Below are 15,254 nucleotides of genomic sequence, written 5' to 3'. Positions count from 1 at the left end.
CTAACACAAGATTGGGAGTTGAAGCAGATGCCCCGTTACCCGAACACCAAACTCGGGAAGACTGTTTTATTGAAGCTCCACCCGCGTCTCCGATTCTATGTACCCGACACCAGAAACGCAAACGCCCTTCAGCTCCGTATTATGCTGGAGAAATACGGAATGGTTTATATCAAACCGAATAGAGGGACCGGGGGTAAAGGCATCGTCAAAGCGGAAATGTTCCAGTCCGGAGCCAAACGTATCTATCGGTATAAACTGGACACCTCGCAGCGTAACTTTTCTTCTTTTGACCCTTTTTTTCATTCGCTTCGAAGGGTCTTTGGAAAAAAAACGTATTTAATTCAAAAAGGGATCCGAATGTTACGTTACAAGGGACGTCCGTTCGATGTCCGCATCATGGTGCAAAAGAACGAACGGGGACACTGGGAACATACCGGCACCATTGGTCGTCTGGCGCATCCGAACCGGATCGTGACCAATTATCACAGCGGTGGGACCCCCCTGGCTTTACGGATTTTGCTCTCCCCTCATTTACGAGGCCCACAACGAAAGCAATTGGAAAATCGGCTTTCTTTGATGGGTATGGTTGTGGCCAAACATATGCAATCCGGGTTTCCGCGGATCAAAGAAATCGGCCTTGACGTCGGAATGGACCGCCATAAAACACCCTGGATTTTTGAAGTAAATAGTCAACCAGATCCATTTATTTTTCTCAAATTAAACAAACCGTCCGTATTTCGCAGAATATTTAAACTAACCCGTCTCCATGGAAGGTTTCGAAGGTTCCCCCTAGTTTCAAAAAAACGCCGTTGATAAACAACAAGAAGTATTTATCAATCACCACGCCTAAGGAAGGTATGCCCATCATCGTGTGAGGAATGAAAATGGCTATCTCATGAACGGTTGTATTTCTACCATTCATAGGATAGCCATTTCTGTTGAATGCCCTTTGCCCTTTGGAGCCTTATTCACTCTTTCAGGACGGAGACGGGAGCGGAGGCAGCTGCCGGATGATTTCCTTCAAAGCTTGATCCACATTGGACGCGCGGACAGTGATTCTTCCCTTCTCATACTGCTCCGTCGCGTGTTGATAGCGGGGATCGTAGTAATGCAGCAGCAATAGCCTCGCCACCTCGTCAAACCGGTCGGTCGCAAGTGAATTGCGGATTTCCGCCGCTACGGGCGTATGGATTCGATTCTCGATATGCTCGAAGGAGCGGATACAATCCTCTTTGTGCTCCTGGGGCCTATAATCATTTAAAATGTTCGCAACCCTTTGCTCCAGCGGGATTTCTAAGAATAGCGTCGTTCCCTGCTCTTTCGCCTTCACAAGAAACTCGGGCAAAAACACTTTACCCACCCGTTTGCTCTCCGCTTCGATGATCAGATAAGGCGAGTTCTCCCAGCGGATTAGATCATGGACCAGCAGTGAATCGAACGATTTTTGATTGTTCGGCGCTTTTCCGATATGGCCGAATATCGAACCCCGGTGCTGCGCCATCTGCTCCAGATTAATGACAGGGTACCCGCGCTCTGCTAACCGGTCTAAGAGCTCCGTTTTCCCTGTGCCGGTATACCCGTTAATCACGTAACAGGGGGGCAGCTCCGAGTAGCTCTTCAGCGTTTCCACAACCCAATTGCGGTAAGCGCGAAACCCTCCGGTCAGTCGGAACATCCGCAGACCCATCAGGGTAGCGACGGTAGCGGATGTTTTACTCCGCATTCCTCCACGCCAGCAAAACACCACCTTGCTCTGGTGTTCGGTTTCCCCGATGGTACGGATAAAATCAGGCAGCTTGCGCGATACGATTTCCAACCCTTTATCTTTGGCCGCATTCACGCTTTCCTGCTTGTAAAGCGTACCGACTTCCGCCCTTTCCGCATCATCGAAAAGCGGAATGTTGATACTGCCGGGAATCGTCGACTCCGCAAATTCGGACGGCGACCGGACGTCAATGAGCGTGACTTCTCCTTTGCGTCGAAGCTCGAGAAGTTCCGCTACGGTCAGATCTTGAAACATATGGTTGCCACTCCTTCTAGGTGATCCTACGCGGTGACGTGAATATGTCCGGCCTGTTCGGCGGTAACCTCGCCGATGAGCTGTGCTTCTACACCCGCGCCGCGCAGTTTGTCGAGCAGTGTATCGCCCTGCGTTGGCTCGACAGAGATCAACAAGCCTCCCGAAGTAACCGCATCGCACAGAATCCATTGATCGATTTGGTCGAGCTCCTCGGAGAACGTAACCGAGCCCTCAAGATGAGCATAGTTGTTCTTCGTGCCGCCGGGTACGAAACCCGCCTCAGCCAGCTCGCGCACCCGCGGCAGAACCGGTACAAGCGACTTGAAGATGCGAATGCCCACACCGCTCCCTTTGGCCATTTCCGATGCGTGGCCCAGCAGGCCGAAGCCGGTCACGTCCGTGCAAGCATGCACGTCAAAAGGCTCCATCGTCTCAGCCGCCGTCTTATTCAGCGTGGTCATGACCCGGGTAACCCGCTTAACTTCTTCCTCGGTAAGCTGGTCTTTTTTAATGGATGTGGTAAGAATACCAACGCCGATCGGCTTGGTCAGAATCAGCTTGTCGCCGGGCTTCGCTCCCGCATTGGTCCGCACCTTGTCCGGATGAACAAGACCGGTAACCGCAAGCCCGAACTTGGGCTCCTTGTCATCAATGGAATGCCCGCCGACAAGCGTTGCACCCGCTTCTTTTACTTTGTCCGCAGCACCGCGCAGAATGTCGGCCAGTACCTGCTTGTCCAGCGTGTGTATCGGAAAAGCAACAATATTAAGCACGGTGAGCGGTTTGCCGCCCATAGCATAAATATCGCTGATGGCGTTGGCCGCGGCCACCTGTCCGAAGTCGTACGGATTATCAACGATCGGCGTGAAAAAGTCCACCGTCTGCACAATCGCCAGTTCGTCGCTTAGCTTGTATACGCCTGCGTCATCGCTCGTATCCAGCCCGACAAGCAAATTGGGGTTCGGCTCCGCTGCAGGCAGATTTCGAAGCACCTGGGAAAGATCGGCCGGGCCGATTTTACAGCCGCAGCCCCCTTTGCTCGACAGGCTGGTCAATTTAATTTGATCGGATTGAGACATGATATGCCATCCCCTTCTACGTTATAATATGACCGCCGTCCTCGTCGTCAGGCGGATAGATCATGTGAAGCTCCTGATCCCCCAGCTGCGCAGGAGCACCGTCAAATGAGATACGGCCTGCGGTCACGCCGACAATTCTTGTGGCGTATGCGCGGGCCATCGTTACATCATGCAGATTGAGCACTACCGTCATGGCCCGTTCCCGGTGAAGCTTGGCGATAAACGTCATGACCCGTTCAGCCGTAACCGTGTCCAGGCTCGAAATCGGTTCATCGCCAAGCAGAAGCGAGGGCTGCTGCATCACCACGCGTGCGGTCGCCACGCGCTGCTTCTGCCCGCCGCTTAACTCCTCTACCCGGCGCCGAGCCAGATGCTCGAGCCCGACTTCGCGAAGCGCTGCATGTGCGCGGGCCTGATCTTCAGCTGAAAATATGCCAAGCAGGCTGCGCCAGCGGGGCATCTCCGCAAAACGTCCGGCGATCACGTTCGTCAGTACCGACAGCCTCGGGAGCAGATTAAAGTGCTGGAAGACCATGCCGATTTCGCCGCGGACAGTGCGCAGCTCTCGTGCATTCATCCCGGTGATCGTCCGGCCGTTCCAAACGATCTCGCCGGCGTCCGGCTCAACAAGCCGGTTAACACATCGGATTAACGTCGATTTCCCCGCCCCGCTGCGGCCAAGCACAGCTACAAATTCTCCGGGCATAATACGCATATCGATTCGGTCAAGTGCGGGTGTCTTCTCTCCCTTATATCTTTTGCTTATCCCTTTTAGCTCCAGCATATCACTTCACCCGCTTTCGAATCAACGCGCCCAGGTAATCCACAACCATGACCAGCACCATAATAAGCAGAACCTCAAACGTCACCTTCTGATACATAAACTGCTTAAAATCATTATAAAGCATCTGACCGATTCCGCCAGCACCAACGATACCGAGGATCAGCGTTGTACGAATGGCCACCTCAAGCCGGTAAAAATACTGGGAGAGAACGAGCGGAACAATTTGCGGAAAAATCCCGTAAACCGCAACGAGAAACCGTGTGCCTCCGAGAGCCTTTACCGCTTCCTGCGGCCCCTCATCCGCCGCTTCAATCATCTCGGATATCAATTTGCCGAATACGCCTACGTTGTGTATGATCAGCGCCAGGACAGCGGGCATGGGACCCAGTCCCAGCGTCGGAATAAAAATAAGGGCGAGAACAAGCTCCGGAATGGAACGAATGGAATTAAACAAGAACCGCGTGGAATCATAGAGCCAGCGATAGGGAGCCCAATTCCGTGCCGCAAGAAAGCTCGCTGGAAGAGCGATCAATAGAGCGATAAGTGTACTGAACACGGCGATCTCAAGCGTATCGATCATTGCTTTCAGCGCGGCCCGCCAATCGGAGAAATCCATCGGGAACCAATGCTCAAAGATAAAGCGGAACGTATTGCCGAGATCGCCAAACGATGCAGCCGTTAATCCCACTCCCGCTCCCGACCACAGAAGAAGGACAGCGATGACTGCGAGAAGAACCATGGTTTTCATTACTGTTTATTGCTTCGGCTTAAGGCGCCCGTCTTCAATGGCCGCCTGCCGGATCGCTGCATAGTCCTCATTGCTGGCCTGCGTAAAACCGCTGGCTCCGCCAAACGCATTAAGGATGTCTGGGTCCGTAATGGCAAGCATGGTCTCCTGTATCGCTTTAATGTCAGCATCCGATATGGTGTTCACGACCGCCCAAGGATATTGGAAAAGATCCTCCGACTGCCAGATGGTTTTGATCTTGGCTCCATCTACCTTACCCTGCTTCACCAGATTGTTGTAATACGCGCTGTCGATCGCTCCGACATCCTGCTGCTTGTTTTGGACAGCCAGCGCCGTCGCCGTGTGATCCCCAGTATAAGTAACGCTTTTAAATTTATGCTCCTGTTGGGACTTAAACACACCCGCTTTCTTCAAGGCAATACTAGGAATCAGACTTCCTGAGGTAGAACTGATATCTCCGAACGCAAACCGGATATCCCCCGCATGCTTTACGACATCATCGATAGACACATAAGGAGAATCTGCCGGCGCTATCAAATAGGAATGGTAAAACGGCTTTCCGTTGATCAGCTGGGTCATAATCGCCCTGACATCGTACCGCTCATGCGCTTCCACATACGTAAGCGGTCCCAGATAAGCCATCTGTACTTTACCGGCGCCCATCGCTTCCACCACACCGTTATAATCCGGATACACCTCCGCACGCACGCCGCGTCCCAGTTTCTCCGCCAAAAGGCTGGCGAGCTTTTCCGCACCGAGCTGCATCTGATTACTGCCTTGCGCAGGAATGACGCCGATCAAGAATTCACCCTGCTGCTCCCCAGCTTGATTTGCCGCCTTGCCCGCATCCTGCTTCTGTGTATTACCGCAAGCGGCCACAAGTAAGCAAGAGATCAGCAGACATGTTAATACCAAAAAGGATTGTCTTTTTTGGAACATTCTTCTTTTCTCCTCCTATGTGTAACTGTATTGATTTCAATAATTGAGATTAACACAGTTCATAGCAAAAAAAAAGAAAAGCTGTTCCTCTGCCTTTGCTAATGATTTGCGAACAAACTTCATTCGAATCTTCCGTCAAGCTTTGAGCTCGTTATACTCGTTATAAAGCATCGCTTGTGCATCAGAAGAAGAAACAAAAACCAACCTAACGCTCTCCCGTCAGGTTGGTTTAGGCAAAAGCATTCGTTTATTTATCTGTAAGGAGACAGCAGCTCATTCCATAGATGACCCTAATCCTCGGCGCCAGATGCCGTTGTGACCCTTCCCGCTTCAACATTCGATAAAGCGGCGCATTCTCGGAAAGCAAATTGTTTGCAGCCCGCACACCGGGAGCTATCCATTTGCGTTAACGCAAATGCGACAGCCTCGCCCATCCGATTAAATAGATGCTCTCGACCAATATCGTAGAGCAGCCCTGTTTTTTCCAGAGTTGATACGAGTTGTCCCCCTGCACCAGATAATAGAACCACTCCGCCCGATTGCCTAACATGTATAATGAGACGACCAAAATCCGCTGCCCCGGTAACATCCATGAAAGGCACTTTTCCCATCTCAAACAGCAGTATCTTCTTCTTACTTTGCAGGATACCCGGGATGCTTTTTTCCAAAGCATGAGCCATACCGAAAAAAAGCGGCCCCTCCACATGATAAATGTTCATTTGCGGACAATCCGGCCTCTTCGTTCGATGCAGCTTCTTCTTCCCTCGCTTGGAGGAATAACCCGGCAGGACTTTCGTTATGGAGGTCGTGTCGCCCATCTGCTTCAAAAATAATAAAATGGCTAGCAGCAAACCAAGACCTACAGCAGTTGTCAACGTAGTGAGAACCGTTAATATAAAAGTAACGAGAAGGATCAAGGTATCGCTGCTTTTCATCTTTAGGATATGGGCGAATGCTTTGCGCTCGCTCATATTCCATGCAACGATCATCAAAATGGGTGCCATACTCGCCAATGGAATGCGGGAAGCAAACGGCGCAAATAGAAGGAGTACCCCCAGTACGGTCAACCCGTGAATGATGCCGGACATGGGAGAAACTGCGCCGTTTTTGATATTGGTTGCCGTCCGTGCAATCGCGCCCGTTGCTGGTATGCCTCCAAACAACGGGGTAACGATATTCGCGATTCCTTGACCCACTAATTCCCGGTTACTGTTGTGCCGGCTACCCGTCATTTCATCAGCAACTACCGCGGACAATAGAGATTCAATTCCCCCTAACATCGCTATGATAAGAGCTGGTCCGAGCAGCATCTCGATCCTTTCCCAAGTCAGCTGCGGAAATTGAAAGTGAGGCAGGCTGTCCGGGATCGCTCCGAATGCAGAACCGATCGTTGGCACTTTACCATCAAAAAATAAAATAGCAGCCGCGCTTGAAAGAATGAGCCCAATTAGAGAACCCGGGATTTTCGGTGTATATCGGGATGTTAGAAGAATGACCCCCAAACAAATGAAGGCTGTCAAGATACTATACCCGTCAAAGGTCGAGAGATGGGCAGCGATTTCTTTCATATTAGAAAGGAAATCTTCATGCTTTTCGATATCCTGTAATCCCAAAAAACTGGCGATCTGACCACTGAAAATAATCATCGCTATTCCGGCGGTAAAACCAATCGTTACAGGTCTGGGAATATATCTGATTAAAATACCCAGCCTGCATATGCCCATGAGAACGAGAAGAACTCCGGCCATGAAGCCGGCAATCAGCAAATTTTCATAGCCGTACTCCATCACAATCGCAAAAAGTACCGGGATGAACGCACCGGTCGGCCCGCCAATTTGATATTTAGAGCCACCAAACAATGAAATGCATATTCCCGCTACGATGGTCGTATAGATCCCATACTCCGGTTTGACACCGGATGCAATGGCAAATGCCATACCAAGCGGAATGGCAATAACCCCTACGATCAGCCCGGAAATCATATCATTGCGAAAAGCAGTCAGGGTATAACCTTTAAATCTGCCCATTCGCTGCATGGGACCAACCTTCTTTTCTCTGAATATTTGATTATTTGAATATATATGAAATACTACTCCTCCCTTCTTTCGATTGTCAACAACAAAAATAACCGGCTTGTCAGCAACAGCCGGGCAAAATTAGTCTCTTATTATACTCATCACGCAACTTGAATTTTTTGCTCGTTTAATGAATGTCTTATTCTTTCCGAATGTCTTCCAGCAAGGATATCGCATCCACCAGATGATTATCAAAAATTTGTTTGGCTACAGCCAATAAGTCTTTGATTAACGGATCCCGTAAAGAATAAATAACGGAAGTCCCTTCTTTTTTCCCGTAAACCACATTTTTATTTCGCAAAACAGCCAACTGCTGAGATACGGCCGAACCCTCAGAGCCTAGTATCGTCTGCAGTTCGTTGACATTCTTATCTCCCTCGCTTAACACTTCTAGAATGCGGATCCTCATCGGATGAGCTAACGCCTTGAAGAACTCCGCTTTAAATTGTTGGATTTGCTGCATCACAAGATCCCCTTTATCCATGCTTCTACTATACGTATCATAGCATAGTTTTAGGCAAGCATCCGTCTTCGGTTCATATAAATCTTCTCTGATCGTCGTTGTTCACTTTACGCAAAAGGAGCCAATCCTATGGATTAGCCCCTTTTGTGTAACCGGTTATCCTTCCACTACATGAATTGCACTTCTCTCTGAAGAGATTACTTTTGCCAATCTAGTTCTTTCAATTTCGCTTTCACATACTCAATAGAGGTTCTCGCGTACCAATCCGGCTCAGCCTGTCTTGTATGAAAGCCAACCTCCATAGACAAATACCCGTCATAATTGATCGCTTTCAGGGCTTTGAATACTTCCGTAAAATCGCAACGGCCTTGTCCCGGAGGCAATCGTTCACTGTCAGCGATGTGGATATGGTGGAGCTTATCGGCCATCCGGTATACATAGTCGCTGGCAACTTCATTACGGTATAGGGCATGGAATGTGTCAAACATCACCTTAACATTGGACATGCCAGTTTGTTCGCTTAACAGGAGAGCATCATCCGCTGTTTCAATCAGATTGCTATCGGTCGGAGTCGGCTCCACGACCATCGTGATGCCCAGCTCTTTCGCGTAGCCCGCGATATCCGCGAGTCCCTCCAAGCTGTAGTTCCAAGCATCCGATTGCGAAGTGCCGTACACGACCCAGCCGGCAATATAAATCACGGTCGGGCATTCCCAATCATGGGCTAGACGCAGAACATCTTTATAATGGTTGATGGTAAATTTCCGTTCTTCCAGCAGAGGCGAGCTCGGGTTGTTACCAGGCCCGCCCCCGGGAGCAGGCAGCATAGAAGCAACTTTAAGATTCTGTTCTTTTAGCAGCGTTAATATATCCCGACGACGTTCTTTCGTTACATGATCAGGCCATGCGTGCGGACTGGCGCAGCCGATTTCAATGCCGTCATAACCGAAGGAAGCAATTCTGCGGATGGTTTCTTCCAGCGGGTAAGAAGGTACCCACACCGGAAAACCGCTGTAAGGCCAAGTGTTGAATGAAATGCCTTTCATCTACAACATCTCCTCGTTTATTTTACTTTTTGTTAAATTATTCCCAAACAAACACGGCTTTTTCCGTTTTTCTTTCATCAAACATGCGGAACGCCGTTTCCGCCTCTTCCAGCTTAAAGGTGTGAGATACTAACTTCTCTACCGGAAGCCCTTTATCCATAATGAATTTCGTGATTTCATCGTACTCGAAGATCGGGAAATACCAAGAGCCCATCAATGTAATTTGCTTACGAATCAGCTGCTCGCTAGGCTTAATGGTGACTTCCTTGCCTTCTCCGATAAATGCGGCTCTGCCATGTGCCCGAAGGCTATCCAATACGGTATTTTGCGCAATGGGGCTGCCGGAGCAATCAATTCCCGCATCGGCTCCGCGTCCTTTGGTGATCTCCATAATTTGTTCCAATACATTCGTTTTGGCATTGATGGTGTAATCTGCTCCAAGCTCTTTAGCGACCTCTAAACGCTCATCCAGCATATCGACGGCAATGACGGTTGCGCCTAAGCCTTTAGCGACCATGACGCCTGCGCCGCCCATCGGTCCAAGTCCAAAGATAACGAGCGTATCCCGACCGTTAATGGCAAGCCTTTTTTGGGCATGGTACAAAGTGCCGACAGCATCTGTGGAAACGGCTGCGGTTACGTAGCTCATCCCATCCGGAATTCTCATGCAGTTTTCAGCCGGTACCACCATGTAATCCGCATCTCCTCCATGCTGGTCAAAACCGATGCATTTCCATTCCTTACAGAACATTTTGTAGCCGCTCCTGCAGTGCCCGCACTCTCCGCAGCCTATAGCCAAATAGACGGCAACGCGATCGCCTGTCTTGAATCGGGTGACACCCTCTCCTACTTCGACAATTTCTCCTGCCGGCTCATGTCCCGGATGGACGCAGCCCGACTTGCCCGCATCTCCGACTACACCCTGATTCCCATAGTACAAGCTCATATCGCTGCGGCATATGGCGGATGCCTTCATTCGGATGAGCACTTCATGAGAGCCTGGTGTCGGGATGGGAACTTCCTTCACTTCTACTTTTCTGTCGCCCGGAAACAATACCGCTTTCATTGTCATCGTTTATTCCTCCAATAGTATGGTTATTTAGAATGACCTTCCTCGTTTAGCTGAACTTTAACCCATTTCTTCTCCTCATGGCTTTGCAATATCGCATCCGTAATACACATCGAAACATGTCCATCCTCGAAGGTTGCAAAATCGGTTTTATCTTGTAAAGGATTCTTGCCGTTACGTATAAAGTTGTAATAATTCAGCATCATATTTTTAATAGAATCCGGCCAGCCTTCGCTGTGTCCCCCCGGATGGTGAATCGAGGGCTTTACTTCCTCTAAGAAAAGAGATGGGTCCGCCATTAACCATTGATTCGGCTGATCGCGGTAGCCAATCCATAATTGCGCCGGTTCTTCTTGATTCCAGAATGCGGATTTATGGCTTCCGTTCAGTTCGAAGCTGAGCCTGTTTTTTCGGCCTGCGCTGACCTGTGAAACGGTGAATACCCCTTTGCTTCCATCGTTAAAATGAACAAGAACCGAAGCGTAATCCTCCGTGCTGACTTCAACAGATTCATAGCCTGCATCTTCCTGAGAAGCGGCTCCGAACGTTGCCGCGTTCGCCTTTGGCTTTTTTCGTTCTGGAAGAACCGTCCAAAGATCAGCGAACACTTCTACGATTCTTTTTCCGGTAACATACTGAACCGTATCGCACCAGTGCGAGCCGATATCAGCAACAGCGCGGGATTTACCCCCGACTTCCTTAGCCAAGCGCCAATTATAATCGGTGTCGAACAAGAGCCAATCCTGCAAGTAGCTGCCATGCACCAGGTTCACCTGGCCAAGCTCCCCCTGCTTAATCATTTCCGAGAGCTGTTTCATCATTGGATATTGCCGATAGTTAAAATTCACTCCATGGACAATCCCATGCTTTCTTGCTAAAGCAAGCAGCTCCGCGGATTCCCGGCGGTCCATCGCCAGCGGTTTTTCAGACAAGACGTGCTTTCCCGCTTCGATGATCTCTTTATTGATTTGATAATGCAGATGATTAGGCGTGCAATTATGGACCACGTCGATATCGGGATCGTTCAGCAGCTGCTTGTAATCTCCGTAAGCGCGGGGAATACTTAATTTCATTGCTATACTCTTAGCCTTTTCCAGGCCATGCTCAGCAAGAGCGACGACCTCTACAAATCCCAATCTACGAATGGCTTCAATATGGGTAGGTCCGATAAACCCGCTGCCAATGACGCCTACTTTAATGGTGTCCTTCATGCTTCGTCCTCCGATCTTTCCTTATTTCTTCAGCGCTTTCTTACCGAAGGCAACGGCTAAAATAATAATTAACCCTTTAATGATCATTTGTTGGCTTACGTCCAGCCCCATAATGATCAGCCCGTTGTTAATCGTACCGATCATCAAAGAGCCTACAACCGTACCGATCACCGTACCTACTCCGCCAAACAAGCTGGTTCCGCCTAAGATGACCGCCGCAATAACGGAAAGCTCATCGCCTTCACCAAAGGAAAATCTTCCCGCGTTCATACGACCCGCATAGAGAAGCCCCGCTAATCCAGCCATAAAGCCGGTGCCTAGAAACACCAGAAGCTTAATTCTCTTCGTCTTCACGCCTGAGAATCGGGCTGCGTTCTCATTACCGCCTGTAGCCAGAGTTTGTCGGCCAAAGGAAGTCTTGCGAAGCAATACATGAGCTATGACCGTAAAAATAATCGTCCAAATCAGAAGCACCGGAATCGGACCAATGTCACCCGAGCCGAAAATAAAGTTAAAATTCGTATCAACAATAGGCACCGGCGCCGTATCGGTAATCCACATCGCGGCTCCTTTGACCGCTCCCATCGTACCGAGCGTAACCAGGAAGGACGGGATCGCTACTTTGGTTACCAGCAAACCGTTAATCAACCCGACAAGAACGCCGGTACCTACGCCGGCAACAAACCCGCCTAATATTCCGAAACCGGCTTGGAGAGCCAAAGCGCCTGTTAACGCGGATAGCGCAGTAATGGAACCAACCGAAAGATCAATTTCCCCTGTGCTAATAACGAACGTCATGGCAAGTGCCATTAATGTGATCGTCGTGGTTTGTCTGACGATATTCAGCAAATTGCCTGATGTTAAAAATCCTTCGTCGAACAACGAAACGGAAAAATAAATGAATACGCCGATAAAGGCCAAGTAGACAATATAATTACGCCATTCGAATTTGCTAAGGAATGAACCGCTCGATGCCTGCTGCACACTAGAAACCTTGGATTGCATACTGCAACTCCTCCTCTGATTGAATCTCTTTACGCTTCAGCTCCTTTTTCACACGTCCTTCATGCATAACGATCACTCGATCACTTAGCGCAAGCAGTTCGGGGAGTTCTGAAGAAACAACGAGTATCGCCTTGCCGCTGTCGGCCATGGCCCGAATGATTTCCATGATTTCTGTTTTTGCTCCGATGTCGACACCGATCGTCGGCTCGTCAAGCAAAAGTACGGTAGGGTCGTTAGCCAACCATTTGGCCAGCACAATCTTTTGTTGATTCCCTCCGGATAACAGGTTTACTTGTTTAAAGATGTGGTCGGTCTTAATATTTAATTTTTCAACAAATTTCTTGCTGATCTCATTTGATTTTTGGTTATCCAGCAGAAGCCCTTTTTTCAATTTGGACAAAATGGGCAGGGTCATATTATCTTTAACGCTATGCTGAAGCACTAACCCTTGCATCCGGCGGTCCTCGGGAATTAAGGCAATCCCCGCTTCTATCGCGTCCTGCACGTCCTTGATGCTTTGCTTTCTACCGTTAACCAGCACTTCCCCGCTTTGCTTGGGATCGATTCCAAAAATGGTTCGCACCAGTTCCGTTCTTCCGCTTCCCATCAAACCGGCGATCCCTACAATTTCACCGGGATAAACGTTAAAGCTCACGTCCTGCACCTTTGTTCCCGAGGTAACGCGCTTCACTTCCAGAACAGGGGGAACGTTAGTTGAGTAACTCCGTTCCTTCCACTCAAAGGCTTTGTCAAACTCCATGCCGACAATATGATGGATAACGGTATCCAGATCGGTCTCAGCGCAAGTCTCCGTTGTAATGTATCGACCGTCCCGCATAATGGTGATTCGATCACATATTTGAAAGATTTCATCCATACGATGGGAAATATACACGATGGAGTAACCTTTTGCTTTCAATTTGTTGATAAATGAGAATAAAACTTCCGTTTCGGTTTTGGTGAGCGATGAGGTCGGCTCATCCATAATTAAGATTTTGGCTTCTTGCGACAGTGCTTTAGCAATCTCGGTCATCTGCCAGTAACCTACGCCCAAATTCTGCACCAGGTCCGTAGGCTTTATATTCACGCCTAATTCCTTCAGCAGCACTTCCGTTTTTCTTTCACTTTCCCTATCATTCAGAAGCCCTAAAACGTTTTTTGACTCTCGAGCCAGAAAAATATTTTGTGCAACCGTAAGGGTCGGAATTAAACTAAACTCTTGAAAAATCATCGATATCTTGTTTTTTTGCGCGTCTTCGAAACTTTTGATGCTGACTTGTTTTCCCTCGATAAAAATATCGCCTTGATCGGCATTGTATACGCCAGTAAGTATTTTCATTAATGTCGATTTACCGGCGCCATTCCCTCCCATTAAGGCATGTACCTCGCCTTTTTTCACTGAGAAATCCACTTGATCGAGCACTGTAATTCCATTGAAGGCTTTGCAAATCCCCTTCATTTCAAGTATAGGCTGATCCACAATCATTCACCTTCTTCATTTTTGATAGAGGCCGCAGACCAGCAATCAGCTGCCTCTATCTGTAAATTTATTTTACGTAATGTCAATTTACTTTTTCAAAGCATTCTGAACACTTGCCGGAGCGTCCACGCCATAGATTAGCTTCCAATTGTCCAATACGTTTTCCTTCGTTACTTTAATCGCAGGGGAAGCTACATAAGCAGGAGCCTCTTTTCCAAGAATCCCATAACCGGCCAGGATCGCCTGAGCTACACCTTGATCGTAAGGAAGCTGAGCTCCGAGTCCTTGAACAATGCCATTAGAAGCAATGGATAAAGCTACGTTCGTACCCAAGTCCACGGTTGTAACTACAAGATCATTGCGGCCTGCGGTACGTGCTGCAGCCATAACGCCTTCAGCCGGGACATCCCAAGGGGCAAAAATCCCTTTGATGTCAGGATTTCTTGTGAGCATAGCCGCCGCGACTTCCTGCCCTTTATTCGGGTCCGTAATGCCGCCCTTAGCAACGATTTCAATGTTCGGGTATTTCGCTTTGATCGTCGCTTCGAATGCATCGGAACGGTTCTTCGTTACAAAGAAGTTTACGTCGTGATAAACCAAGCCTACTTTCCCTTGGCCGCCGATCTTTTCAGCCATAATGTCAGCGGCCAGCACACCGTTACCATAGTTGTCACCGGATACTACGCTGACATAGTCCTTGCCCGCTGCAAGTCCGTCTGCAGCGCCATCCATAAACACCAGCTTTACCCCTTGCTGAACGGCTTTACGATATGCGCCTGCTGTAGAGACCGAATCGACAGGAACGGAAATCATGATGTCAGGCTTCTTCGCCAAAACCGTTTCAATATCATTCACTTGTTTCTCCGCTTTAAACTGTGCATCGGTAACGGCAACAACCTCAATACCCATCTTCGCAAAGGTATCTTTCATTGCATTAACCGCTGCGGTCATATAGTCCGTTCCGGAATAGTGCATTACAATGGCTGCTTTGTATTTTCCGTCTTTGATCTTCTGGAGCTCTTCTTCCGTAAGCTGCAGCGACTTGGCGGAAACGGCTTGCTCCCCATTAGGCCCTTTATCCAAAACCTCCAAATCAGGAATGCTTGGGTTGATGGTCAGCGGTCCGGAAACGTTTACATAATTCGTATTTGTTTGCGCCGCGCTATCGGTGCCCGTGGAACCTTGCTTCCCGCAGCCCATAAGCGTTAGACTCAGTGCAAGCATTAGAATGAACGCAGTTGTCATGTTTTTCTTCATTTGCTGCCCCTCACTTTAATAAAATATTTTTATATTCCCTTCCAAGCTAAGCTTGTTTCACTTGGATAAGCCAAGTAT

Annotated in this window: 14 protein-coding genes; 1 reads left to right on the top strand and 13 read right to left on the bottom strand. The window is 48.9% G+C overall.

Going from position 1 to position 15,254, the window contains the following annotated elements; all coding sequences use genetic code 11:
- Nucleotides 1–27 precede the first annotated feature (27 nt).
- Nucleotides 28–813 (top strand): YheC/YheD family protein, encoded by a 786-nt coding sequence (locus JOE45_RS19345; protein WP_210022788.1) that lies wholly within the window; start codon nucleotides 28–30, stop codon nucleotides 811–813.
- A gap of 163 nt (nucleotides 814–976) precedes the next feature.
- Here the strand turns inward: JOE45_RS19345 and mnmH are convergent, their stop codons facing one another.
- From mnmH to JOE45_RS19280, 13 genes are all read right to left on the bottom strand, one after another.
- Nucleotides 977–2,020 (bottom strand): tRNA 2-selenouridine(34) synthase MnmH, encoded by a 1,044-nt coding sequence (mnmH, locus tag JOE45_RS19340; protein ID WP_210022789.1) that lies wholly within the window; start codon nucleotides 2,018–2,020, stop codon nucleotides 977–979.
- A 26-nt stretch (nucleotides 2,021–2,046) separates the two neighbouring features.
- On the bottom strand, nucleotides 2,047–3,099 hold the full coding sequence (selD, locus tag JOE45_RS19335) for a selenide, water dikinase SelD (protein WP_210022790.1): 1,053 nt from the start codon (nucleotides 3,097–3,099) through the stop codon (nucleotides 2,047–2,049).
- 16 nt (nucleotides 3,100–3,115) lie between these two features.
- Nucleotides 3,116–3,883 (bottom strand): phosphonate ABC transporter ATP-binding protein, encoded by a 768-nt coding sequence (gene phnC / locus JOE45_RS19330; RefSeq protein WP_210022791.1) that lies wholly within the window; start codon nucleotides 3,881–3,883, stop codon nucleotides 3,116–3,118.
- Nucleotide 3,884: 1 nt separating this feature from the next.
- A complete protein-coding gene (phnE, locus tag JOE45_RS19325) occupies nucleotides 3,885–4,631 on the bottom strand; it encodes a phosphonate ABC transporter, permease protein PhnE (RefSeq protein ID WP_210022792.1) in 747 nt (248 codons plus the stop codon).
- Between the two features lie 6 nt (nucleotides 4,632–4,637).
- A complete protein-coding gene (phnD, locus tag JOE45_RS19320) occupies nucleotides 4,638–5,570 on the bottom strand; it encodes a phosphate/phosphite/phosphonate ABC transporter substrate-binding protein (RefSeq protein ID WP_210022793.1) in 933 nt (310 codons plus the stop codon).
- 290 nt (nucleotides 5,571–5,860) lie between these two features.
- Nucleotides 5,861–7,606: a SulP family inorganic anion transporter gene (locus JOE45_RS19315; RefSeq protein WP_210022794.1), complete on the bottom strand. Its 1,746-nt coding sequence runs from the start codon at nucleotides 7,604–7,606 to the stop codon at nucleotides 5,861–5,863.
- Between the two features lie 178 nt (nucleotides 7,607–7,784).
- A complete protein-coding gene (locus JOE45_RS19310) occupies nucleotides 7,785–8,111 on the bottom strand; it encodes an ArsR/SmtB family transcription factor (protein WP_210023564.1) in 327 nt (108 codons plus the stop codon).
- A gap of 194 nt (nucleotides 8,112–8,305) precedes the next feature.
- Nucleotides 8,306–9,154: a sugar phosphate isomerase/epimerase family protein gene (locus JOE45_RS19305; RefSeq protein WP_210022795.1), complete on the bottom strand. Its 849-nt coding sequence runs from the start codon at nucleotides 9,152–9,154 to the stop codon at nucleotides 8,306–8,308.
- A gap of 37 nt (nucleotides 9,155–9,191) precedes the next feature.
- Nucleotides 9,192–10,226 carry a zinc-dependent alcohol dehydrogenase family protein gene (locus tag JOE45_RS19300; RefSeq protein ID WP_210022796.1) on the bottom strand — a complete coding sequence of 345 codons (1,035 nt, stop codon included), beginning with the start codon at nucleotides 10,224–10,226 and terminating at the stop codon, nucleotides 9,192–9,194.
- Between the two features lie 23 nt (nucleotides 10,227–10,249).
- On the bottom strand, nucleotides 10,250–11,434 hold the full coding sequence (locus JOE45_RS19295; protein WP_210022797.1) for a Gfo/Idh/MocA family protein: 1,185 nt from the start codon (nucleotides 11,432–11,434) through the stop codon (nucleotides 10,250–10,252).
- 21 nt (nucleotides 11,435–11,455) lie between these two features.
- A complete protein-coding gene (locus JOE45_RS19290; RefSeq protein WP_210022798.1) occupies nucleotides 11,456–12,439 on the bottom strand; it encodes an ABC transporter permease in 984 nt (327 codons plus the stop codon).
- On the bottom strand, nucleotides 12,420–13,925 hold the full coding sequence (locus JOE45_RS19285; RefSeq protein ID WP_245247078.1) for a sugar ABC transporter ATP-binding protein: 1,506 nt from the start codon (nucleotides 13,923–13,925) through the stop codon (nucleotides 12,420–12,422). Before JOE45_RS19285 ends, JOE45_RS19290 begins: the two co-directional genes overlap by 20 nt.
- Before the next feature lie 81 nt (nucleotides 13,926–14,006).
- Nucleotides 14,007–15,176, bottom strand: coding sequence for a substrate-binding domain-containing protein (locus JOE45_RS19280; protein ID WP_210022800.1), 1,170 nt, complete (start codon nucleotides 15,174–15,176; stop codon nucleotides 14,007–14,009).
- Nucleotides 15,177–15,254: the final 78 nt, after the last annotated feature.

The organism is Paenibacillus sp. PvR098, from assembly GCF_017833255.1.
Classification (GTDB): Bacteria; Bacillota; Bacilli; order Paenibacillales; family NBRC-103111; genus Paenibacillus_G.
The sequence above is the reverse complement of the archived record's forward strand: the minus strand, read 5'-3'. Positions and strand labels throughout refer to the sequence as shown.